At 31.5% G+C, this 24784-nt stretch carries 24 protein-coding genes; 15 read left to right on the forward strand and 9 right to left on the reverse strand.

Features of this window, described 5'->3' with window-relative positions:
- Positions 1 to 30 precede the first annotated feature (30 nt).
- Both WPG_RS04090 and WPG_RS04095 read left to right on the forward strand, forming a co-directional pair.
- On the forward strand, positions 31 to 558 hold the full coding sequence (locus tag WPG_RS04090) for a TrmH family RNA methyltransferase (protein ID WP_045469691.1): 528 nt from the start codon (positions 31 to 33) through the stop codon (positions 556 to 558).
- Between the two features lie 38 nt (positions 559 to 596).
- Complete coding sequence (locus WPG_RS04095) at positions 597 to 1214, forward strand: class I SAM-dependent methyltransferase (RefSeq protein ID WP_045475152.1); 618 nt, start codon at positions 597 to 599, stop codon at positions 1212 to 1214.
- On the opposite strand, the gene folK is transcribed toward WPG_RS04095, so the two are convergent.
- Entirely contained in the window at positions 1199 to 2338 is a 1140-nt protein-coding gene (gene folK / locus WPG_RS04100) for a 2-amino-4-hydroxy-6-hydroxymethyldihydropteridine diphosphokinase (RefSeq protein ID WP_045469692.1), read from the reverse strand. The genes WPG_RS04095 and folK overlap by 16 nt on opposite strands.
- 71 nt (positions 2339 to 2409) lie before the next feature.
- On the opposite strand from folK, the gene WPG_RS04105 reads away from it, so the two are divergent.
- The 5 genes from WPG_RS04105 to WPG_RS04125 all read left to right on the forward strand — a co-directional run bounded on the left by WPG_RS04105 (position 2410) and on the right by WPG_RS04125 (position 7784).
- Positions 2410 to 3114, forward strand: a complete 705-nt coding sequence (locus WPG_RS04105) for a queuosine precursor transporter (protein WP_045469694.1) — start codon at positions 2410 to 2412, stop codon at positions 3112 to 3114.
- 107 nt (positions 3115 to 3221) lie between these two features.
- Entirely contained in the window at positions 3222 to 5888 is a 2667-nt protein-coding gene (locus tag WPG_RS04110) for an AsmA-like C-terminal region-containing protein (RefSeq protein WP_045469696.1), read from the forward strand.
- Positions 5889 to 6000: 112 nt separating this feature from the next.
- On the forward strand, positions 6001 to 6864 hold the full coding sequence (locus WPG_RS04115) for an RNA polymerase sigma factor RpoD/SigA (protein ID WP_045469699.1): 864 nt from the start codon (positions 6001 to 6003) through the stop codon (positions 6862 to 6864).
- An 89-nt stretch (positions 6865 to 6953) separates the two neighbouring features.
- On the forward strand, positions 6954 to 7148 hold the full coding sequence (gene rpsU / locus WPG_RS04120; RefSeq protein WP_008269492.1) for a 30S ribosomal protein S21: 195 nt from the start codon (positions 6954 to 6956) through the stop codon (positions 7146 to 7148).
- A gap of 126 nt (positions 7149 to 7274) precedes the next feature.
- On the forward strand, positions 7275 to 7784 hold the full coding sequence (locus WPG_RS04125) for a LysE family transporter (protein ID WP_045469703.1): 510 nt from the start codon (positions 7275 to 7277) through the stop codon (positions 7782 to 7784).
- A gap of 119 nt (positions 7785 to 7903) precedes the next feature.
- Here the strand turns inward: WPG_RS04125 and WPG_RS04130 are convergent, their stop codons facing one another.
- Positions 7904 to 8695: a DUF2797 domain-containing protein gene (locus tag WPG_RS04130; protein ID WP_045469706.1), complete on the reverse strand. Its 792-nt coding sequence runs from the start codon at positions 8693 to 8695 to the stop codon at positions 7904 to 7906.
- A 133-nt stretch (positions 8696 to 8828) separates the two neighbouring features.
- Here WPG_RS04130 and WPG_RS04135 point away from each other — a divergent pair, with 133 nt between their 5' ends.
- Positions 8829 to 10346: a GH3 auxin-responsive promoter family protein gene (locus WPG_RS04135; RefSeq protein WP_045469709.1), complete on the forward strand. Its 1518-nt coding sequence runs from the start codon at positions 8829 to 8831 to the stop codon at positions 10344 to 10346.
- 314 nt (positions 10347 to 10660) lie between these two features.
- Here the strand turns inward: WPG_RS04135 and clpX are convergent, their stop codons facing one another.
- The 7 genes from clpX to WPG_RS04170 all read right to left on the reverse strand — a co-directional run bounded on the left by clpX (position 10661) and on the right by WPG_RS04170 (position 17282).
- Positions 10661 to 11893, reverse strand: a complete 1233-nt coding sequence (gene clpX / locus WPG_RS04140; protein ID WP_045469712.1) for an ATP-dependent Clp protease ATP-binding subunit ClpX — start codon at positions 11891 to 11893, stop codon at positions 10661 to 10663.
- A 43-nt stretch (positions 11894 to 11936) separates the two neighbouring features.
- Positions 11937 to 12611, reverse strand: a complete 675-nt coding sequence (gene clpP, locus WPG_RS04145; protein ID WP_045469716.1) for an ATP-dependent Clp endopeptidase proteolytic subunit ClpP — start codon at positions 12609 to 12611, stop codon at positions 11937 to 11939.
- A 165-nt stretch (positions 12612 to 12776) separates the two neighbouring features.
- A complete protein-coding gene (tig, locus tag WPG_RS04150; protein WP_045469719.1) occupies positions 12777 to 14099 on the reverse strand; it encodes a trigger factor in 1323 nt (440 codons plus the stop codon).
- A 243-nt stretch (positions 14100 to 14342) separates the two neighbouring features.
- Entirely contained in the window at positions 14343 to 14690 is a 348-nt protein-coding gene (locus WPG_RS04155; protein ID WP_045469722.1) for a phage holin family protein, read from the reverse strand.
- Between the two features lie 18 nt (positions 14691 to 14708).
- A complete protein-coding gene (locus tag WPG_RS17240; protein WP_052471145.1) occupies positions 14709 to 15785 on the reverse strand; it encodes an energy transducer TonB in 1077 nt (358 codons plus the stop codon).
- Between the two features lie 19 nt (positions 15786 to 15804).
- The gene (locus WPG_RS04165; RefSeq protein ID WP_045469725.1) at positions 15805 to 16572 is read right to left on the reverse strand and encodes an alpha/beta fold hydrolase; all 768 of its coding nucleotides are present in this window, start codon (positions 16570 to 16572) and stop codon (positions 15805 to 15807) included.
- On the reverse strand, positions 16569 to 17282 hold the full coding sequence (locus WPG_RS04170) for a pyridoxine 5'-phosphate synthase (protein WP_045469728.1): 714 nt from the start codon (positions 17280 to 17282) through the stop codon (positions 16569 to 16571). Before WPG_RS04170 ends, WPG_RS04165 begins: the two co-directional genes overlap by 4 nt.
- 88 nt (positions 17283 to 17370) lie before the next feature.
- Here WPG_RS04170 and WPG_RS04175 point away from each other — a divergent pair, with 88 nt between their 5' ends.
- The 7 genes from WPG_RS04175 (at position 17371) to WPG_RS04205 (ending at position 24751) form a co-directional block, all read left to right on the forward strand.
- Positions 17371 to 18027, forward strand: a complete 657-nt coding sequence (locus tag WPG_RS04175) for a CBS domain-containing protein (RefSeq protein WP_045469731.1) — start codon at positions 17371 to 17373, stop codon at positions 18025 to 18027.
- Positions 18028 to 18030: 3 nt separating this feature from the next.
- Positions 18031 to 18909: an NAD kinase gene (locus WPG_RS04180; protein WP_045469734.1), complete on the forward strand. Its 879-nt coding sequence runs from the start codon at positions 18031 to 18033 to the stop codon at positions 18907 to 18909.
- Positions 18910 to 19008: 99 nt separating this feature from the next.
- Entirely contained in the window at positions 19009 to 19698 is a 690-nt protein-coding gene (locus tag WPG_RS04185; protein ID WP_045469736.1) for a DUF6089 family protein, read from the forward strand.
- On the forward strand, positions 19699 to 20439 hold the full coding sequence (locus WPG_RS04190; RefSeq protein WP_045469740.1) for an isoprenyl transferase: 741 nt from the start codon (positions 19699 to 19701) through the stop codon (positions 20437 to 20439).
- Positions 20411 to 22984, forward strand: a complete 2574-nt coding sequence (bamA, locus tag WPG_RS04195) for an outer membrane protein assembly factor BamA (RefSeq protein ID WP_045469743.1) — start codon at positions 20411 to 20413, stop codon at positions 22982 to 22984. The genes WPG_RS04190 and bamA overlap by 29 nt, the downstream gene beginning before the upstream one ends.
- Before the next feature lie 154 nt (positions 22985 to 23138).
- Complete coding sequence (locus tag WPG_RS04200; protein WP_045469745.1) at positions 23139 to 24218, forward strand: OmpH family outer membrane protein; 1080 nt, start codon at positions 23139 to 23141, stop codon at positions 24216 to 24218.
- Between the two features lie 32 nt (positions 24219 to 24250).
- Positions 24251 to 24751: an OmpH family outer membrane protein gene (locus WPG_RS04205; protein WP_045469748.1), complete on the forward strand. Its 501-nt coding sequence runs from the start codon at positions 24251 to 24253 to the stop codon at positions 24749 to 24751.
- The last annotated feature ends 33 nt before the right edge of the window (positions 24752 to 24784 follow it).

The raw sequence follows: 24784 nt of genomic DNA on the forward strand, positions 1-24784 counted from the left end.
ACTATAAGTTATCTACAAGTGTTGATAAATATGAGAAAGTTAAAAAACGAAGAATTAGACCGATTAGAAGTTTCAGAATTCAAAGCTGCTAAAAAGTCTCCAATTATTATAATTCTAGACAATATTAGAAGTTTAAATAATATAGGCTCTGTTTTTAGAACAAGTGATGCCTTCTTAATTGAAAAGATTTACCTCTGTGGCATTACTGCTCAACCACCTCATAACGATATTAGAAAAACTGCGCTTGGCAGCACAGAAACTGTAGAATGGGAGTATATAGAGAATACTATAGATGTGATTAACTCCTTGAAGACGCAGAACATAAAAATCTGCTCAATTGAACAAGCGGAAAATACAACAATGCTTAATACTTTTAAACCTCAACCTAATACTAAATATGCTTTTGTTTTTGGTAATGAAGTAAAAGGTGTTGCACAAGATGTTGTAAATACTAGCGATATTGTGATTGAAATCCCTCAATATGGTACCAAACATTCATTAAATATTTCAGTAAGTTGTGGTGTTGTAGTTTGGGATGTGTTTAGTAAACTCCACTAGTGAAAAAATTAAAAACACCTTGGTCTACAAAAGACGTAATGCATCAAATTTACGAGCAGCATCTTTGGGGCGGAAAAGACTTGGATTTTTATTCTGGCGAAGGTTCTCACAATCCAGAAATCATTCAACCTTATTTAGATGCTGTACGCTCATTTTTAAAATCTCACAAAGGCAAATTAACTGTTTGTGATTTGGGTTGTGGCGATTTCAATATTGGAAAACAGCTATACAAATATTCTAAAAAATATGTTTCTGTTGATATTGTTGAAACCCTTATCGAAAGAAATAAGAAATTGTATAAACAAGAAAATCTAGAATTTCAATGCTTAGATATTTCGAGAGATGAGCTTCCCAAAGCTGATTGCATCATATTAAGACAAGTACTTCAACATTTATCGAATAAAGAAATTCAAAGTATTGTTAATAAACTAATTAATTACAAATACATAATTCTAACAGAGCATATCCCATTTGGAAACTTTGAACCTAATAAAGATAAAATAGCCAGTCAAGGGATTCGGCTAAAACAAAATAGTGGTGTTAACCTATTAGAAGCGCCTTTTAATTTAAAAGTTTTAAAAGCAAAAAAAATAAACGAAGTCGTTTTAGAAAACAACAAAGGAAAGATTACAACAACACTCTACAATTGTTTCTGACCGCCTATTTCATTTAGCAGCCACAAATAATCCTCACGAGACTTCACAAAATCCTTATCAGAAATATCAATAATCTTAACATTCATTTCTGGCTGACTTTTTAAGAATTCGAGATAACCAGAGTTAATTTTTTCGAGATAATCATCTTTAATATCCTTCTCGTAATTACGTCCACGCTTTTTAATGTTCTTCTGAAGTCGTTCTGTATTTTGATATAAATAAACATATAAATCTGGTTTCGCAATGTCCTTATAAACTTGATAAAATAATTTTCGGTATAATCGAAACTCATCTGCTGGTAAAGTCACCTTAGAAAATATAAGCGACTTATTTACATCATAATCGCTTACCATAAAATCTTTAAACAAATCTAATTGCGATAAATCATCAGAAATTTGCTGATAACGATCTGCCAAAAAAGACATTTCTAAAGTAAATGCATAACGTTCTGGTTCTTTATAAAATTTTGGTAAAAACGCATTATCTGCAAAACGCTCTAAAATTAATTTCGCATTAAAGTCATGAGCTATTTTATTAGCTAAACTGGTTTTGCCTGCACCAATATTACCTTCAATAGCAATGTAATTATAGTCACCAAAAGTAAATGCTCTCTTAGGGTTTTTTAACCATATTTTAATAGGTTCTATTTCAGAATCATCTTCACATTCCTCCAATAAAACTGAAATTAGTTTATTCAATTTTACATGTTCAATATCTTGAGCAATATCGCAAAGTGGTTTTAGAACGAACTTACGGTTTTCCATTTCTGGATGTGGTATTACTAAAGATTTTTCTTCAATAATAACATCGTCGTAAAACAAAATGTCTAAATCTATTTCACGAGATTCATAACCTTCTTTTGTTTTCGATTGTCTTCCTAAATCAATCTCAATGGATTGAAGCACTTTCAAAACCTTCTTAGGTTTCAGTTCTGTTTCTACCTTAATACATGCGTTATAGAAATCATCTCCATCAAAACCAAAAGCAGGTGTTTTATAGACTTTAGATATCTTACTAACCACACCAATTCTTTCATATATAGCATCAACGGCAAGTTGCAAATAGTCTAATTTGTTGCCTTTATTACTTCCTAATGCTATGTAAACATTTTTTGTTGGTGTCATAGAAAGTTCAAAATAACTAAAAGAATAATTAATACTTTATCTTTACTGAAACTATTTATTAACCATTTTCAATGCCATTAAAAGATAAGCTATTAGCACAACGGATTTATTTGTTATTGGGTGCGCTTTTTATAACGTCTTTAGTGGTTTCTAATCTAATATTTCAAAAATTTTTTTATTGGTACCCAATTGATGTTGAGATTTTTGGAAGCAAACTTTTTGAAATTTCTGTTGGTATCTTACCTTACCCAATTACATTTTTAATTACAGATTTAATCAGTGAAATTTATGGCAAAAAACGCGCTAATGATGTGGTAGTCGTTGGTATTTTTGCCTCGATATTTTCGCTACTAATTATTTACACAGCTTCAATTGTACCTGCTACCTCATGGTCTCCAGTAAATAATTCTCTATTTGATACCGTTTTTGGAAATTCTACAATCGCTGTATTTGCGAGTATGCTAACATATTTGTTTGCGCAATTTGTAGATATTCAAATTTATCATTTCTGGAAACGCAGAACAAAAGGCAAACACCTTTGGTTGCGTAACAACTTTTCAACTTGGTTTTCTCAATTTGTTGATACGTTTACTATTGTATTTTTATTATGCTCGTTTGGTATTATCGATTGGACTAATTTTAAAGGCTTATTAATCAGTGGTTTTTTATTTAAAGTATTAGTCGCGGCATTAGATACACCATTTTTATATCTAGGTGTTTATTTATTCAGAAGGCGTTTTAAACTCAAAGTAAACGAAGAAATTGAGCTCCTTTAGATGTTATTAAATCATTAAAACACTCCCAAAGTTTCTTAATAGCACAACTATTCTGCTCTACTTTACGTATAATATATAGAAGCTATTATCAAAATAATAAAGCACTTATGAAGAAAATTTTCAAAATTATTGGAATCATCTTACTCCTTTTTATTGCAATACTAATTGCTATTCCTTTTGTTTTAGAATCTAAAATAGATAGCATCGTTCAGAATTATGGAGATGAAAACCTAAATGCAGATTTAAGTTTTGATGACATTAGTCTAAGCTTAATAAGCAGTTTTCCAAAGGCAGAAGTTAATGTTGATAATTTAAAAATTACAAATAGGTTACCTTTTGAAGGAGAAACTCTTGCCACTGCAAAATCGTTGTCTTTTGAAATGCCAATTGGCGAATTGTTTAAAGGCACGGAAGAACCACTTATTATAAATGAAATTATTGCAGATGAAATGTTATTAACCTTAAAAACTAATAAAAATGGTTCTGTAAATTATGATATTGTAAAAGAAAGTGATGACGCCAATGAAGTAGAAGCAAACTCAAGTCCTACTGGTTTTAGCTTTGATATTGAAAATTACGAACTCAACAATAGTGCTTTCATTTACATTGATGAAGGCGCAAACACAAAACTTTATGCAACGGAGATAAACCATAATGGTAAAGGCATTTTTTCTGGCAACGGTTCAGAATTAGTTACTAAAACCGAAGCTATGATTAGCATAGCTATAGACAGTACCGAATATTTAAGTAATAATATTATAAAGTTAGATGCGCTAATCGGTTTAGATTTAGAGCAAGAAAAATACACGTTTAAAAAAAACAAAGGCTTTATAAATGCTTTACCACTAGAATTTGAAGGCTTTGTGCAATTAGTTGAGCAAGGGCAAGAAATTGATATCAGCTTTAAAAACCCCGAATCGTCTTTTAAGGATTTCTTAGCTGTAATCCCTAACGCTTATGCCAAGAATATTGAAAATGTAACTACAACTGGGAATTTTACTGTCAAGGGTATTATTAAAGGCTTGATGTCTGAAGAAACTATTCCAACTTTAGATATAAACATGCGCTCAGAAAATGCTTCGTTTAAATATCCTGACTTACCAAAAAGCGTTGACAATATAATGATTAATGCTTCGGTTAAAAACACAACTGGTAACGTAGATGATACATTTATTGACATCAATAAACTAGACTTTAAAATTGATCAAGATGTTTTTAAATCTGAAGCGCATATTAAAAATCTAACTGGCAATATTTTAGTCAACGCCAATTTAGATGGTGTTTTAAATTTAGCCAATATTTCTAAAGCTTATCCTTTAGAATTAGAAAATCAATTAAGTGGTATTTTAAAAGGAAAACTGAACACTGCCTTTGACATGAATGCCATAGAGACCAATGCATATCAGCGTATTAAAAATAATGGAAGTGTTTCAATTTCGGACTTTATATTTTCATCTGAAGACATTGTAAATCCTATTCAAATTAATAAGGCAGATTTAACCTTTAAACCAGGAATAGTTAGCCTCAATAGTTTTGACGCATTAACAGGTAAGAGTGATTTCTCTGCAACAGGAACTATTAATAATTTACTCGGGTTTCTATTAAGTAATAAAAAGCTTCAAGGGAATTTTAATGTCAACTCAAACACATTTGCTATTTCAGATTTTATGGTAGAAGATGAAACTGCAACTGAATCCTCAAATAAGACAACATCAGATTCAGAATCTCTAAAAATTCCTGACTTTTTAGATTGTGCTATTACTGCCAATGCAAAATCTGTTCTTTATGATAACCTAACATTAAAGAATGTAAATGGTGAGCTATTAATAAAAGATCAGAATGCTAATTTAAAAGACATGACAACAGATTTGTTTAAAGGTCAGCTAGGAATTTCTGGTAATGTTTCTACTAAAGGTGTCAAACCAAAGTTTGATATGAAGTTAGCAATGCAACAGTTTGATATTTCACAGTCATTTAAAGAATTAGAACTATTGAAGTTTTTAGCACCAATTGCTAAAATACTTAAAGGAAAACTCAATTCTACAATAGATTTAAATGGTATTTTAGATGAAAACTTTACACCAGATTTAATGTCTATTTCTGGAGATGCTTTAGCTGAAGTATTAACCGATAATATTAGTTCAAATCAAAGTGCTATTCTTTCCGGTCTCAGTGATAAACTAGATTTTTTAGATTTAGATCAATTCGATTTTAAAGACATTAAAACTAATTTAAGTTTTGAAAATGGGCAAGTTTCAGTGAAGCCATTTACTTTTATATATAAAGACGACATCCCTATTGAAATATCTGGAACGCATAGTTTTTCTAACACAATGGATTACAGTGCTGTTCTGCAAGTACCAGCTAAATATTTAGGAAGTGAGGTCAATAGACTCATCGGAAAAATAAATGATTCTGAAGTTGACATTATTAAGATTCCTGTAACTGCAACTATTGGAGGAACAGTTACAAAACCAAATATTAAAACTGACTTAACAAGTGGTATTTCTAATTTAACGAAACAACTCATTGAAATACAAAAACAAAAATTCTTAAATCTAGGAACAAATCAAATTAATGATTTATTAGGTGGTCTTGTAGGAGGTGATTCTAATACTAAAGAAACGGATTCTACTAAAACTAAAACTGACAGCACAAAAACAACTATTGATGATAATATAAAAGAAGGTTTAAATTCTGTTTTAGGCGGACTTCTCGATGGGAAAAAGAAATCGAAGGACAAAAAAGTACAAGATTCAACTAAAAACGACTGACATTTACGTCAAAACCATACTTTTTTCACAATTTCTGTTAATAATTGCCCGTTTTTTTGGATTTCTTAAATATTACGTTATCATGTGGGTTCACAAATTTTAAAAAGGATACATGAGGCAGTTAAAAATCACCAAGCAAGTTACCAATAGAGAAGATAAATCATTAGATAAATATCTTCAAGATATAAGTAAGATTCCACTAATTACAGCGGAAGAAGAAGTAGAATTGGCACAACTTATACGTAAAGGTGATCAAGTTGCATTAGATAAACTAACAACAGCGAATTTGCGTTTTGTTGTTTCTGTAGCTAAGCAATATCAAAATCAAGGATTAAAACTTCCAGATTTAATAAACGAAGGTAATGCTGGTTTAGTAAAAGCAGCAAAGCGTTTTGATGAAACAAGAGGTTTTAAGTTTATATCTTATGCCGTATGGTGGATTAGACAAGCTATACTTCAAGCATTAGCAGAACAATCTCGTATTGTACGTTTACCATTAAATAAGATTGGTACAATCAATAAGATTAATAAAGCGTTTTCGCATTTAGAACAATTACACCAAAGACCTCCAAATGCTGAAGAAATTGCTCGCGAGTTAGATATAAGCGCACGTGAGGTTAAGCAATCTATGAAAAACTCAGGTCGTCACTTATCTATGGATGCACCATTAAAAGATGGTGAGACATTTAGTTTATATGACGTAGTTAGTGCGAGTGAGTCACCAAGACCAGATAAAAATTTAATGAAGGAATCACTGAATCTAGAAGTTGAGCGTGCTTTAGAAACGTTAACTCAAAAGGAAAGTGATGTTATTCGTTTAAATTTTGGTATTGGAGATCAGCCACCAATGACCTTAGAAGAAATAGGTGGAATCTATGACTTAACAAGAGAACGTGTTAGACAAATTAGAGAAAAAGGCATTCGAAGATTAAGACATGCAAGTAAGAGTAAAATTTTAAAGACCTATTTAGGGTAATTAAAATAATTTAATTTTTTATTTTCAAATAGTTAGCATATATTTGCCGACCATTTGCAAGAATTAGATAACAAAAATATATCGATATAATGATTAAAATCGAAATCAAAGAAGGAGAAAATATAGAACGTGCACTTAAGCGTTACAAGCGTAAACACAGAAATGTGCAGATTATGCAAAACTTAAGAGAGTCTCGTTATTTCACAAAACCTTCTGTAAAAAGAAGAAGAGAAATTCAGAAAGCTGAATATATTCAAGGTCTTAGAGACGCTGAAAACGTATAGATTTTAATCTACGTATTTATAATATACTAGAGCAATAGAAATATTGCTCTTTTTTGTTTGCACATCTTTTCCAAACTTTATGTGTCTCATTTGTAAGTTATCTAAAACTTATACTACAAATGAGTCATGCTTATTCTATACTTTTTTATTGGTCTTTTAGCTTCAATTATTGGAGCATTACCTCTAGGCGCTTCTAATATTGCTGTAATTAATACTACACTTAAGCAAAATGCGTCTCAAGCATTTAAAATAGCAATTGCAGCAGGTATTGCAGAAGTCATTTTGTCTTATTACGCTTTGCACTTTAATATGGCAGTAAAAGATTTTTTCAATGCCAATCAATGGTTACAAATTAGTATTGCTATACTTCTATTAGGTATTGGCAGTTTTCTATTCTTTAAATCCAATAACAGAAAATCAAAGTCTGCAACAAAATCAAATAAACTTTTAAAATCAAAATACGCTACAGGTTTTCTACTAGGTCTTTTAAATCCACCAGTATTAGTTTATTGGCTTGTAGTTTATGGATTTATCAATACTAATAATATTATGTTGTCATTACAATCTTCTTTACTAGTACTATTTCTATTTTTTGTTGGTGTATATGCTGGTAAGATTCTAACACTATATATATAAAGTAGATTTAGCATAGTAATTAAGCAAAAGTTTAGGAATATAAACGTGATTATTAATAAAGTAACTAGAAGTCTCTTATTCTTTATTGGATTGGTAAATGTATTTAAAATCTATTTCATTTAGATATTTAATTCCACTACCAAGCCTTCATTCGCTCTAATATTGAATACTGTATTATCTTCAAATATTAGGTACTGTCCTTTTATACCAACTAATTTACCTGAGTACTCTAGTTGCTTTTTTATATTTAAGCTATTTGGTTTTTCTGGGTAGTGTTCTACCGGAAATTTTAAATGTGTTTCAGAATTATACTCTATAAAATAATCTTGGGCTTCTTCAGGAATATATTGTTTTAACTTTTGCCTCCATTCCAAAAGATTTTCATCCTCAATATCATTTTTTAGCATTTTTCTCCAGTTGGTTTTATCTGCTACATAATCTTTTAAAGCTACTTCTGTAATACCAGCTAAATATCTATTTGGAACCTCAACTATTTCAACTGCTTCATGAGCACCTTGGTCTATCCAACGCGTTGGCACTTGACTTTTCCTTGTTACACCAACCTTTACATTACTAGAATTTGCTAAATACACTATATGTGGCTGCAATTGCACCTTTTTCTCATATTCCAAATCACGATCTTCCTTTCCTATATGTGCTGTACTTAACTCTGGTCGCATTATCCAATCACCTGCTAAAGGTTTATCGAAGAAACATGTTTTACAAAAGCCTTGTCTATATATTGGGCGATCTAATCCGCAACTTAAGCACTGATGCCCAACGAGTTTCATTTCAATAGTCTTATTCAATAATTGATTCATATGAATAAAATCATTTTCAAAGACCAAATAATATTGAATTGGTTCTAAAAACTCAGTTTGCATTTTTGTAAGGACACCTTTATAAAGCATAAAAGAAATTTAGTATTTTTAACGCATAAGCTTCTTTAAATTAAATATAAAGATGCTTATAAAATGAAGATTTACGACTACAAAACCTAACTAGTAATATAAATCTCGCTTAGAGAATAAAGATAACTAATCCATGCCAATTCCAATTGTAAATTCTATTGCTTCTTGGTTTTTGAAAAAACGATTTCATCAGATAGAATTGTTTCTCAAATATCCTAATGAAGTACAAAATGAATTGCTCTTTAGTCTACTAAAAATAGCAAAAGACACTGAAATTGGTCGGCAATATGACTTTGCATCAATAAAATCGTATAAAGATTTTAGCGAGCGTATTCCTGTTGTTAATTACGAAGCTTTTCAACCATTAATTGAACGGTCTAGAAATGGGGAATACAATATTTTTTGGCCAAGACCTATTAAATGGTTCGCGAAATCTAGTGGAACAACTAACGCAAAAAGTAAATTTATTCCTGTTAGTACTGAATCTTTAGAAGATTGTCATTATGCAGGTGGTAAAGACTTATTATGTATGTACCTCAATAATAATGAAGGCTCTCAAATGTTTACTGGAAAGAGCTTACGTCTTGGAGGCAGTAAAGAACTTTATAAAGAAAACGGTACCATATTTGGAGATTTAAGCGCAATACTAATAGATAATATGCCTTTTTGGGCAGAATTTAGTAGTACTCCTAGTAGCAGAGTTTCATTAATGAGTGAATGGGAAACAAAAATGGGAGCTATTGTAGATGAAACTATTGATGAAAACGTAACCAGCTTAACAGGTGTACCATCCTGGATGCTAGTTTTACTCAATAATGTTTTAGATAAAACAGGAAAAGATAACCTTTTTGATATTTGGCCTAATCTCGAAGTTTACTTTCATGGTGGAGTGAGCTTCCATCCTTACATTGAACAATACAGAGCAATACTACCGAAAAAGCAATTTAAGTATTATGAAATCTATAATGCTTCAGAAGGTTTTTTTGCTATCCAAGATCAGAATAACTCAGGAGATTTATTACTAATGTTGGATTATGGTATTTTCTATGAGTTTATACCTATGGATACTTATGGGACTCTAGAGCAAAAAGTAATACCCTTGAGTGATGTAAAACTGAATATTAATTATGCTTTAGTAATTACTACTAATGCTGGTCTTTGGCGTTATAAAATTGGTGATACTATTCGTTTTGTTAGTTTAAGTCCACATCGTATCAAAGTTTCTGGTCGTACTAAACACCACATTAATGTCTTTGGAGAGGAGTTAATCATTGAAAATGCTGAAGATGCTCTTAAAAAAGTATGTAAACGTACTTCAGCTGAAGTTGTAGACTATACAGCAGCTCCAATTTTTATGAATGGTAAAGAAAAAGGTGCTCACGAATGGATCATTGAGTTTAAAAAGCCACCTGAAAGCATCAACTATTTTAATGAATTATTTGATAATGCATTAAAAGCCTTAAACTCTGATTACGAAGCAAAACGCTATAATAACATGACTTTAAATAAGCCTACTATTCACATGGCTAGACCAAATCTATTCTATGATTGGTTAAAGGAAAACGATAAGCTTGGTGGACAACATAAAGTACCACGTCTATCTAATTCTAGAGATTATATAGAAGAATTATTACGCTTAAACAATACATAAGCTACTCTAATTTTAATTAAAGGAATGAGCATATTCTTTACATTAAAATGCAACTGACCCTTCATCGTTAAAAACAACATTAAATTTTATTACATCGACTAATCAATAGTCTTTAACCAAAAAATAAATTAAACAACGTTTACTTTATTTTAAGCCTATACCTTGCGGTAAATAAATGTGCTATTTATTATTATAATCCCTTAAGAACTAAATAAAATATTGCCATGCAATATTATATTAATCAATCCTAACTAAATAAAAAAACCACAATTTCAAAATTAGAAATTGTGGTTTTTACTTATAAAGTTTTGTTTTTACGAGACGGCTTTCAATTTCTTTAAAGTTGACTTAGATAACCTATCTTCAGCATACGTTTTGGTAACATTAAGTTTTGTTTCACCAGAACCTGGTAAATCAAACATAGCTTCAGTTAAAATTTCTTCGCACAGTGAACGTAAACCACGTGCTCCAAGCTTATACTCTATGGCCTTACTTACGATATATTCTAGTGCACCTTCTGTAATTGTAAAAGCGACTTCGTCCATTAAAAATAATTTTTTGTATTGTTTAATAATGGCATTTTTAGGCTCAGTTAAAATAGCTCTTAATGTCTTAGCATCTAACGGATCCATATGTGTTAACACAGGTAGACGACCTATAATCTCTGGTATTAAACCAAAGTCTTTTAAATCTTTAGGAATAATGTACTGCAAGATATTATCGTTATCTACATTATCATCAGAATTTATAGAACTATAACCAATAGCTTGCATATTTAAGCGTTTTGTAATAACGCGCTCAATGCCATCAAATGCACCACCAGCAATAAATAATATATGCTCTGTGTTAACTTCAATAAACTTTTGGTCTGGATGTTTACGACCTCCTTTAGGTGGTACATTAACAACAGTTCCTTCTAACAATTTTAATAATGCTTGTTGAACACCTTCACCAGAAACATCTCTCGTTATTGAAGGGTTATCACTTTTACGAGCAATTTTATCTATTTCATCAATAAAAACAATACCTCGTTCAGCTTTTTCAAGATTATAATCAGCAGCTTGTAATAAACGTGTTAAAATACTTTCAACATCTTCACCAACATAACCAGCTTCTGTTAAAACAGTTGCATCTACAATTGCCAAAGGCACATTTAACATTCTTGCAACTGTCTTTGCCATTAATGTTTTACCTGTACCAGTTTGCCCAACCATAATGATATTACTTTTTTGTATTTCAATATCATCATCAGATGGAGGTTGTAATAAACGTTTATAATGATTATAAACGGCAACGGACATAACTCGCTTTGTATATTCTTGTCCAATTATATATTCATCTAAAAAAGCTTTAATTTCTTTCGGCTTTCTCAACATTAACTCAGCACTTAAATCTGAATTTCCTGTTTGTTTAGATTCTTCAATAACAATTCCATGCGCTTGTTCTATGCAACGATCACAAATGTGAGCATCTAGACCTGCAATAAGTAAATTTGTTTCTGGCTTCTTTCTACCACAAAATGAACATTCTAATTCTTCTTTTGCCATAATTAAATTCTAGTTAGGAATTAATAGTCGTAATTATAAGGGTTTACTTGCGTTGTAGCACTTCATCAATCATACCGTAATCTAATGCTTCGTTAGAAGTCATCCAATAATCACGGTCAGAGTCTTTTTCAACTTGGTCATAAGTTTTACCTGAATGACTAGAGATAATATCATACAATTCTTTCTTAATTTTCAAGGTTTCTCTTACTGCAATTTCCATATCAGATACTTGACCTTGAGTACCACTCATTGGTTGATGTATCATAACACGAGAGTGTTTTAAAGCTGAGCGTTTTCCTTTTTCTCCAGCACACAATAATACTGCTGCCATAGAAGCTGCAATACCTGTACATATTGTTGCTACGTCTGGTTTTATAAATTGCATTGTATCATAAATACCCAAACCTGCATAAACAGATCCTCCTGGTGAGTTTATATATATTTGAACATCTTTAGATGCATCAGTACTTTGAAGAAATAATAATTGGGCTTGAATAATATTTGCAACCTGATCATTTACGCCAGTACCTAAAAAGATAATTCGATCCATCATTAAACGAGAAAACACATCAAAAACAGCAATGTTCATTTGACGCTCTTCAATAATATTTGGTGTTAGGTTTGTAGGATACATACTCTGTATAATTTTATCATAGTACATACTATTTACACCTTGATCTTTTATCGCAAATTTTTCAAATTCTTTTCCGTAATCCATTTATTTTTAAATCTTTTAATTGTTGAAATTTGTATTATTCTTAATCTAATGATATCCCGATAATAAGTTCAGGACGACACGAATTTTTCATAGAAAATAAGTGCCAAAAAAAGCGTAAAACTTTTCAGTTCTACGCCTTAAAGATACTAATTAATTCAATATCGATTAACTGTAGAATTCTTTAACAAAATCATCATAAGTGATTTCTTTTGTCTTAATATTTGCTTCAGCTTTATATAAGCCTAATAGTTTTTGGCTCATTAACTGTTCTGATAAACGCTTCACCTCATCTTGGTTTCCTAAAATACGTGCTGCAATATCTTCTAATTCTTTTTCTGAAGGATTCATTTGACCAAATTGAGCCATCTGACCTTTTATCATTTCCATTGAATAGGCTTTCAAATCTTCAAACTGAACTTGTAATTTGTGTTCGTTGATAAGTTTCCCTTCTATTAACTGATAACGCATGCTTTTTTCTGACTTTTCATATTCTTCTTTAGCTTGGTCTTCTGACATCACTTCTTCACCCGCAGTTTGCATCCATTTCTGTAAAAAACTTGCTGGTAAATCGAACTTTGTATTTTCTACTAAATATTCAGTAACATCGTTCAATAATTTCTGATCACCTTGTTGCACAAATTGCTTCTCAGAATCTTCTTTAATCTTCTCTTTCAATTCTGTAACAGAAGTTACAATGGCTTTACCGAATAACTTATCAAACAATTCCTGATCTAAATCCGCTAATTCTCTACCATTGATTTCAGTGATTTCAAAATTAACTTCGACATTTAAACCATCAGCAATATCTTGAGGTACCTTTAAAAATGTCATTAAATCATTGTCATTATTAAACAACCCTTTAGTCTTAAGAGTAATAACGTCACCTACTTTAGCTCCGATAAATTTCTTTGGGTTAGTTTTCCCCTTTAATTTATCTAAAGTCATCATTGTAGAATTATCGATCCCTTTTTCTTCATTGAAGAAGGTACCAGTAACCTCTGAATCTTTATCTGCTTCATTTTGTGAAATTATTTTACCATATTGCTTTTGGATATGCTCAATTTGGTTATTGATCATCTTATCATCTGCAACTATGTTATAATGCGTAATTGCTTTTTTGCCTTTTAGTTTTACATCGAATTCTGGTGCTAAACCTAATTCAAACTCAAAAGAAAATGCGTCTGCATCCCAATCTAAATCGTCTTGAGGTTTAGGTAATGGGTTACCTAAAACGTCTAGCTTTTCTTCAACCAAATACTTCCCAAGAGCGTCTTGTAATAATTTATTCACCTCATCAACTAACACAGCCTTACCATATTGTTTCTTAACCATTCCCATTGGTACATGACCTTTTCTAAAACCTGGAATGTTTGCAGACTTTCGATAATCTGTTAAAATCTTTTCTACTTTATCACTATAATCTTCTTTAGCGATATCCACTGTTACAACTGCATTTAATGCATCAATGTTTTCTCTTGTAATGTTCATTTTTTTGAAACTAAAATTGGGCTGCAAAAATACAATATTTTTTACAACCCAACAATACTTTTAACCCTTTGATTGTTATACCATTTATACTTTCAAAATAACTGCAATAAAACGCCCTTTTTAACTTTCCATTTCTGTTAAAAACAGGAAACGTAGCTTAGGCTATGCTTTAATTTTTACCATCGTATAAAATTAAAAATCATCATTTCATTTAGCAATGATTTCAAAACATAAATGTTACAGCTATTTTTTGTCTTTTTTTAAGAAGGAATGTAGCAACGATTGAAGAACACATAAAAGCACACTAAAAAGTATTGCTGTCCATATACCATCTACACTAAATCCATCAATAAGTTTATCTGCCAATAAAATAATAAGTGCATTGATTACAAATAAAAATAATCCTAATGTCAATATTGTCACAGGCAAAGTCAAAATAACTAAGATTGGCTTTACTAATATATTTAATACAGAGAGTACGGCTGCAACAATCAAAGATGTTATATAGTTGTCTACATAGACTCCATTAAGAACTTCTGCTAGCACAAAAACTGCTACTGCGTTTAATAATAGTTTGATCAGTTTATTCATTTTCTAATGTTATTTATTTTATTCAACCATAAATACAATTGGTATTGAAAATGGCATTGCTACTGGTTTTCCACGTTGATAACCTGGTGTGAATCTTGGCATTTCTTGCATTACACGTTGTGCTTCTATTCTTAATATAGGATGTGGTGCTTTTATTTTAGTAATGCTAACATAACCGTATTTATCTACCTTAAACGTTACAAATATCCTCTGTTTACCTTTTAGTCCTAGTCCCTTAGCTTTGTTTATATCAAAATTTACTGATATAAGTTGCGCCACATTTTGATTGATACATTTTTTTCTGGCTTTATTACCGAATAACTCTTCGCAACCAGGAAATATAGCAACGCGTTCTATCACTCCATCAGGAACTATTGTAGGTTCTATATCTAAATCCTCTACTCCTTTAGATACTTTTATCTTTTTTATTTTCTTACCGTTAGCATCATATTTAATCCAAGTCTTAGAAAATTCATTATTAGTATAAGCTCCTTTCCATAGAAGATTACCATTTTCGTTAAATCGTTTTTCTTCACCTTGTTTTTTATCCTTTAAAATTATGCCTTTAAGTTTTAGTTTACCATTAGGATAAAAAGATTCGTAAATTCCATTCCTAGAGCCCTTTTCATAGCTTACGCTCCACTCTAATTGACTTTGCACATCATATTGTCTCCATTTACCATAAAGCTCGTAGTCTAAATAATTTGCTTCTACTTTTAAAGAACCATCTTCTCTAAACTCTTTATAATAACCGCTTTTTCGAGCTCGCTCATAGAATAATTTTCCGCTCTCATAGTAACCTCTTATTACAATAATGCCATTTTCTTTTACACCTTTACGCCTTACAACACCATTCTCATAGAATGAAGTTCCTTCAAAATCCATTTTGCCATTAGTATAACTAAATGTACTCGAAATTTGTCCGTTTTTATGATAGGCTATCCAAGCACCAACTCGTTTATTGTTTTTATGTTGACCTTCAACTTTTAACTCTCCAGTTTTGTAGTAGTCTTTAAAAGGACCATCTGGTTTTTCTTGGGAGAATGACAAATTAAAGCTTGAAACAACTAAAAGGATTACGAAAATGTATTTCATATTTTAAAAGTACTAATTTTTAGGATGGTAGAAAATCAATTACTGCTCTGTAAAAATCTTTAGGATTTTCTGCATGCAACCAGTGACCTGCATTACTGATTGTTACTATTTCTGAATTTGAAAAATGCCTTTGAATATTGGCTTCATCTGCTTCACCAATATATTCAGAACGATCTCCTCGTAAAAACAAGGTCTCCTTTTCAAATGTTGCATGCATTGGTAATACTTCACCAACTTCCGAAACATTTTCTTTCAAAACTTCTAAATTGATTCTTAAACCCAATTGCCCTTTTTCAACCCAATATAAATTTTTGAGTAAAAACATTCGCGTTCCTATTTCATCTACATAATAACTCAATGCTATATCTGCTTGCCCTCTACTTTTTATTTCAGAAAAATCTAAACTACTCAACCCTTCTAATATAGCATCATGATGAACTGGATAATATCGCGGTGAAATATCTGCTACTAAAAGCTTGCTTACCAATTCTGGATATTTAGTCGCAAATAACATTGCAGTTTTGCCTCCCATGGAATGCCCTAACAAAACAATATCACTTAACTCGTTTTCATCGCAATAGTGTTTTAAATCTTCTGCCATTAACTCATAATCAAAATCATCTGAGTGAAAACTACGTCCATGATTGCGTTGATCAACTAAATGCATTTTAAAATTAGACTCAGAAAACTGTCTAGCTAATGTTTTCCAATTGTCACCCATTCCTAAAAAGCCGTGAAGAATTACGAATGGCTTTCCTTCTCCAAAAGTATTTGAATGTAATATCATTTTAACTTATCTAAATACATACCAATTACATTCTCAGCTCCCATATATAAACTCTCGGCTATTAATGCATGCCCAATAGAAACCTCAAGTAAACCTGTAATATTTTCTTTGAAGTATTTTATATTGCCAAGTGATAAATCATGTCCAGCATTGATACCAAGTTGTAAAGTGTTTGCTAATCCTGAGCACTCCATATATGGTATTATAGCTTCCTTATTTCCTAAACTATATTGATGCGCAAAAGCTTCAGTATAAAGTTCTATTCTATCAGTTCCGGTTTCTTTAGCTCCTTCTACCTGATGTAAGTCTGGATCTACAAATATGGAAGTTCTAATACCATTGCTTTTAAATTCTTTAATTACTTCAACTAAAAAATCTTTATGTTTAATCGTGTCCCAACCTGCATTAGATGTAATAGCATCAACGGCATCTGGCACCAATGTTACTTGTGTTGGTTTAATATCTAAAACCATATCTACAAACTTCGGAATAGGATTCCCTTCTATATTATATTCTGTATAAACTTCTGGTTTTAAATCATAGGCATCTTGATAACGAATATGACGCTCATCTGGTCTTGGATGAATCGTAACACCTTCTGCTCCAAAATGCTGTACATCTTTAGCAAATTGAACCACATTAGGCACATCTCCTCCTCTACTATTTCTTAAGGTTGCTATCTTATTTATATTAACACTTAGCTTTGTCATTTTATAGAATTTGTCATACAAAAATACAAACTACAACACGCTTTTTATGGTAATTTTTGATTAATTTGCAGGATATTTAAAGCCTAATATGCAACTACAAGATTTAGTTATTAATGACATAAAGCCACTCAGTTTAAATGACAAAGTCAGTGATTTGCAAATGCTTTTTAATCAACTGACCTATTCACATATTCCTATTCAGAAAGATGGAGTTTATTTAGGCTGTATTTCTGAAACTGATGTACATTGTTTTGAAAGTGTAAAATCAATTAGTGAATGTCATCATACAATCGAAGGCTTTTTTGTAAGACCTACTTCAAACTGGCTAGATGTGTTAGAGGCTTTTGCTCAAAATGATTCTAACGTAATGCCTATTTTAGACCACAACAATAAATATCTAGGCTATTACGAACTCAATGATATCATTCACTTGTTTAATGAAACACCTTTCTTCTCTGAGCCAGGTGGAATCTTAATCGTTGAAAAAGGAATTCATGATTATTCATTCAGTGAAATTAGTCAGATTGTAGAATCTAATGATGCCAAACTATTAGGTGCATTTATTTCTAAAATGGAAAGCGATTTAGTTAGAATAACGATAAAAATTGGAAACGCAAGTATTAATGATGTCATCCATACCTTTAGACGTTATAGTTACAATATCATTTCTGGGCATGAAGAAGATTCTTATATCGAAAACCTAAAAGAACGCTCTCAATATTTAGACAAATACCTAAACATGTAAGGAATGAAAGTAGCAGTATATGGTCAGAATTACGCAAAGGAGGCGACTCAAGAAGCTTTTGAAATTCTCTTAGAAGTACTTTTAGAACATAAAGTAAGTATATATGTTGAAGTTGACTTTTTAAGTCTTCAAAATGATGCTTTAAAAAATAGTTCTGCAGTAAGAAGTTTTAAAGACTTAGATAAAAGTTATGACTTACTTATCAGTATTGGTGGTGATGGTACAATACTAAGAGCCATAACTTATGTTAGAGATTTAGGTATACCGATTGTTGGTATTAACACAGGTCGACTAGGTTTTTTAGCAACCGTACAAACTGACGATATTGCATCAGCACTTTCGGAGATATTTAAAGGCAACTATAAAATTTCTGAACGTTCTTTACTAAGTGTAGATACACATCCTAAACATAATGACATTGAAGAAACACATTTTGCACTTAACGAGATTGCTATAAGTAGAAAAAATACAACTTCGATGATTACAGTTGAAACACATCTAAATGATGAGTATTTAACTTCTTATTGGGCAGATGGTTTGATTCTATCAACACCAACAGGTTCCACTGGTTACTCCTTAAGTTGCGGAGGACCAGTAATTACTCCAGCTACTAAAAATTTCGCATTAACTCCTATAGCGCCTCATAACCTTAGTGCTCGTCCGTTGATTATTCCAGACGATACAAGGGTAAGTTTTAAAGTAGATGGTAGAGAAGATCAGTTTTTAATGTCTTTAGATTCTAGAATTGTTACATTACCAAACTCTACTATAGTTAATGTAAAAAAAGCAAACTTCGTAATTAAAATGGTTGAACTCTTAGATGAAACTTTTTTAAATACCCTCCGAAAAAAACTACTTTGGGGCGAAGATCGTCGTAATTAGACAATAAATACCACCAAAATCTGTTTATCTGTAATACATTTTGTGTCAAATTATTTAACACAAATCATAATTGTTATATTTGCAAACTTTGAAAAATTTATGAGGTATTTTTTTCTAATTCTATTAAGTCTATTTGTGGTTAAAAACGTTGATGCTCAAATCTATGAGGTTGGCATTTTTGCTGGTGGCAGTAATTTTATTGGCGATGTTGGTGAGACCACCTATATTTCGCCTAATCAAGGAGCATTTGGAGCTATAGTAAAGTGGAATAGAAGTCCTAGACATTCTTTTAGAGCTTCATTGATTTTTTCAAATTTAGAAGGTGTTGACGGAAAATCAGATGATCCAAGACGAGTACGACGAGGCTATCGCTTTAATACGAGTATTCTTGAAATTTCTGCTGGTATGGAATTTACATTTTTAGATTTCGACTTACATACAAGTGACATGAAAGGCACTCCTTATTTATATGGAGGTATTTCCTTGGCCAATCACGACAATTTTTATTTTAATCAAGCTGGTCAGGTAACTTCAGAGAATACAAGTAGTTGGGCATATGGAATTCCTATGGCATTAGGTTATAAGACTAATATTACTAATCACCTTATATTAGCAGCCGAGATTGGTGCTCGTTATACATTTTCTGATGAACTAGATGGAAGTGTGCCTGATGCAGAATTTAGAGAACAATTTAGCTTTGGAAATACAAATAGCACAGATTGGTATGTATTTTCAGGATTTACCTTAACTTACACCTTTGGTAGAAGACCTTGTTATTGCAATTTTTAAATGAGTCTTAAAGAACAATTAAACAAAGAGAAACTTCCCAACCATGTAGCAATTATAATGGATGGAAATGGTCGTTGGGCAAAACAACAAGGCTTTATGCGTGTTATTGGCCATGAAAATGGCACAAAATCAGTAAGGCAAACTGTTGAAGCAAGCGCAGAATTAGGTATAAAAAACTTAACCTTATATGCCTTTTCTACAGAAAATTGGAATAGACCAAAGCTAGAAGTACAAACTTTAATGAAACTTTTAGTAAAATCATTAAAGAAAGAAATAAAAACTCTACAAGACAATAACATAAAGTTATCTGCTATTGGGTGTCTAGGTGATTTACCAAAAAAGGCCCATCAAGAACTTTTAGATGTTATAGAAAAGACAAAAAATAATACGAATATGACATTAACCTTGGCATTAAGCTATGGATCTCGTGAAGAAATTGTTAATGTTATTAAAGAATTATCACTTAAAGTTAAAAATAATATAATTTCTACAGAAAGTATTGATGAATCCATTATTAATAAGCATCTTTACACGCAAAATTTACCAGATGTTGACTTACTTATTCGCACAAGTGGTGAACATCGTATAAGTAACTTTTTGCTTTGGCAAATAGCTTACGCAGAATTATATTTTACAGATATTTTATGGCCAGATTTTAAAAAAGAGAATCTATATGAAGCGCTAATAAATTATCAAAATAGAGAACGAAGATTTGGAAAAACAAGCGAACAACTCACCTAACATATCAGTATTGAAATCAATTAAAACCCTTATTTGTACTGTATTCTTTTTTACAATTTCATTTACTAGTAATTCTCAAGTACAAGGTGGAGAAAAATATTTAATTAAAGAGATTACAGTTACTGGAAACACTAATTTTAGTGCACAAACTATAATTGCATACTCAAAACTTAGAAAAGATGAAGAGATACAAGTTGGTGGTGAAAAAATTGCCAATGCTGTAAAAACTTTATGGAAATCAAATCTGTTTAGTAGTATTGATATTTATGTTACTAATATCGAAGGTCGTAATGCAAACCTAGAAATCAACCTTATTGACTTGCCTGAACTTTTAGATCTTACTATTGAAGGTGTTAAAAAAGGAAGAAAAGACGAGATTATCAATGAGAATAATCTTAAAACCGGCCAGAAAATTACTGAAAACCTTCTTGCAACAACAAAAAACTTCCTTACCAATAAATATAAAAAGAAAGGTTTTTATAACACTAAAGTTAATATCACAACATCTCAAGTTATTGACTCTGTTGAGAAAGAACGTGTTAACATGTTTATAAAAATAGACAAAGGTAAAAAGGTAAAAATAAAGAAGATAACTTTTGACGGAAACGAAAAAATAAAGGACAAAAAGCTTCGTAAAGCAATGAAAAATACGAAGAAAAAGAATCCTATTCGTATTTTAAAACGTTCTAAATATATAGAAGAAGATTTCAAAACCGACCTCGTTAGTGTTGTTGATTATTACAAAGAGAATGGTTATAGAGATGCAAGAATTTTATCTGATTCCATAACTTATGTAGATGATAAAACTATAAGTTTAAATATCGAAGTAGAAGAAGGTGAAAAATATACATTTGGTAAGATAACCTTTGTAGGAAATACAGTTTATACAGATAGACAATTAGCCGCAATTCTTAGAATAAAAGAGGGTGATACTTATAATGGTGTAGAACTAAGAGAGCGCATTGCGGACGAGACGAATCCTGATGCTGATGATTTAACTAATGCTTACCAAAATTTTGGTTATATGTTCTCAACTATAAACCCTGTTGAGGTAAGTGCTGAAGGTAATGTTATTGATATGGAAATCCGTATCTCAGAAGGTAAACCTGCATACTTTAATAATGTAACTGTGATTGGTAATGATGTAACTAACGATCATGTAATCTACAGAGAAATAAGAACACGTCCTGGTGAATTATACAGTAAAGCAAAAATTATAAGAACAATAAGAGAACTTGGTCAACTTGGTTATTTTGATGCACAGCAAATAGCACCAAATATTAAAAATCCTAATCCTGTTGATGGGACATTAGATGTAGAATATTCTGTTGTAGAACAAGGTTCTAGTCAAATACAACTACAAGGTGGTTATGGTGGTGGAGGCTTTATTGGTACATTAGGATTATCCTTTAATAATTTTGCAATTAAAGACATTTTTAAGAAAGAAGCCTATAAACCTGTACCAAGGGGTGATGGTCAAAGTTTAGCGTTAAGATTACAGGCGAGTCAGTTTTTTCAAACCTATAGTTTTTCTTTTAGTGAACCTTGGTTAGGAGGTAAAAAACCTTATCAGCTATCAACATCACTTTCGCATTCAAGACAATTTTTGTTTAATCCGACAACTCGAAGGGCAGATAAAAGTAGGCGTTTTAATATTACAGGTCTAACTTTTGGTCTATCTACAAGGTTATCTGAGCCAGATGATTATTTCTTACTATCACAGGCAGTAAGTTACCAGCACTACGATTTACAAAATTACAATACTGGTTTATTTACATTTGGTGATGGTACGTCAAATAACTTATCATATACCATTGGTTTAAGTAGAAACAACTTATATACTGATCCTATATTTCCAACAGGCGGTTCTAGCTTTTCAGCTTCTGCAAAATTCTCATTTCCATACTCACTAGTAAATGGGGTTGATTACAAAGCTTTAAAAGAAGAAAGAGATGAACTAGATCCTACAGATGCAGATGATTTGACCCGTATTGGTGAAATTGACCAAGAACGCTTTAAATGGTTAGAATTTTACAAAATAAAATTTAAGGTAGATTGGTACACTTCATTAACAAAAAAGTTAGTGTTACGTCCAAGTATGGAATTTGGTTTCTTGGGTGCTTACGATAATAATAGAGGTATTATTCCATTTGAGCGTTTCTTCGTAGGAGGTGATGGATTAGGAAATTTTGCATTAGATGGTAGAGAAGTTATTCAGTTAAGAGGATATCCAAATCAATCTTTATCATCACAAGATGGTGGTTCGATTTATAATAAGTTTTCTCTTGAGTTACGTTATCCTATTACTTTAGGTGCACAAGCAAAGATTTATGCTTTATCATTTTTAGAGGCTGGTCAATCAGTTAATGATTTTAAAGATTTCAACCCTTTTGACCTTCAGAGATCTGCTGGTGTTGGGCTAAGAATTTTCATGCCAGCTTTTGGTTTATTAGGTATTGATTTTGGTCACGCCTTTGATACTTTACCAGATGGATCATCGCCACGAAAATGGGAAACACACTTCATAATCGGACAACAATTTTAAGTTTGGCACGATATTTTCTAATTGCTAAATAAGGATTTCATCATGGTGTTAAAATTTTTAAGAATATATTTCGTTAATTTGAAGTAATGTAACACTGAAAACAAGGATAAGTTTGGTTATACCAAAATAGATCTCAAAACAAAAACACAAAAAGATGAAATATAAAGTTCTTTTTTTATTGGCAATAATAAGTCTGATGAGCTTTAATGCGAGCGCACAACGTGGTGTTAGAATTGGTTATATAGATACAGAATACATCTTACAAAATGTTCCAGAATATCAAGAAGCTTCGACGCAATTAGATAAGAAGGTTTTGAAATGGAAGTCTGAAGTAGAACAGAAATTAAGTGTAATTGAACAAAAGAAAAAAGAACTTGAAAATGAGAGTGTTCTATTAACAAAAGAATTATATGAAGAACGACTAGAAGATATTTCTTTTGAAGAAGCAGAGATTTTAGATTATCAACAAAAACGTTTTGGACCAAATGGAGATTTAATGATTCAAAAGCGTCAGTTGATAGAGCCTATACAAGATCAAATATTCGCAGCAGTGCAAGACATTGCATCAACAGGTAAATATGATTTTGTACTCGATAAGTCCGCAGACGTAGTAATGCTATATTCTGCAGAACGTTACGATTTGAGTGAGCGTGTATTAAAAACAATCACGAGAACATCTAAAAGAGCTCAAGCTAAAAATAAAAAAGAGCGTAAAGCTTTAGAAGATGAAGCTGTAGTACCTGTAGTTAGTGAAGAAAAAGACGCTCGGCAAAAAGCACTAGAAGAACGAAAAGCGACAAGAGAAGCTGAGTTAGCAGCAAAACGTGCAGAACGTGAAAAAGCTGCTGAGGATAGAAGAAAAAAGCAACAAGAGTTGAGAGATGCTAAAAAGCGTGAAGCTGAAGAGCGTCGCCAAAAAGCATTAGATGCCAGAAAGAAAAAAACGTCTGAAAGTAATGACAAACCTGAAGACACAACAGCTAAAGCTAAAACTTCTGTAAAGATTGATAGCACAAAAGCTAAAGGAACTGTTAAGAAAGATTCTACAAGTGCTAAAAAACCTTTAACAGCTGCAGAAATTAAAGCAAAAGACCGTGCCGAAAGACGAAAAGCACTAGAAGCCAGAAAACAAAAGATCTTAGATCAAAGAAAAAAAGCACGTGAGGAACGTGAAAAACAAACAAAAAAGAATGATTCTATAGCAAAGGCTAGGAAAAAAAATAAAGACAATTAATATTTATAACACACAAATACAATTTAGAACAAATGAAACATTTAAAAACTTTACTATTTGCAACCGCACTTTTTATTGGAGCTACTAGTTTTTCAGCTGCACAAGGTAAACTTGCACATATTAATACACAGGAACTTATAGAAGCAATGCCAGCATACGCTAAGGCACAAGCAGAGATTAAGCAAATGGGGGAAACCTATGAAGCTGAAATACAAGGTTCACTTAAAGAACTAGAGAAAAAATTAGCACAATATAATGCTGAAGCTGAGTCACAAACTCAAGAAGAGAATACGAAACGTATGCAAGAAGTAGAAGGTATTAAACAAAGTATCGGACAATTTCAGCAGCAAGCGCAAAAAGACTTAGAAGAAAAAAGATTTAATATGCTTAAGCCAATTACAGAAGAGGCTAAAGCTGCAATTGAAAAAGTAGCTACTGCACAAGGTATACAATATGTATTCGAAGCTGGTGGTTTAATTATAGCAAAAGGTAAAAATCTTTTAGATGATGTTAAAGCAGAATTAAAGATCTAATTCGTAATAAAATAAATTTTTAAAAAGTCGCTT

The organism is Winogradskyella sp. PG-2 (assembly GCF_000828715.1).
Classification (GTDB): Bacteria; Bacteroidota; Bacteroidia; order Flavobacteriales; family Flavobacteriaceae; genus Winogradskyella.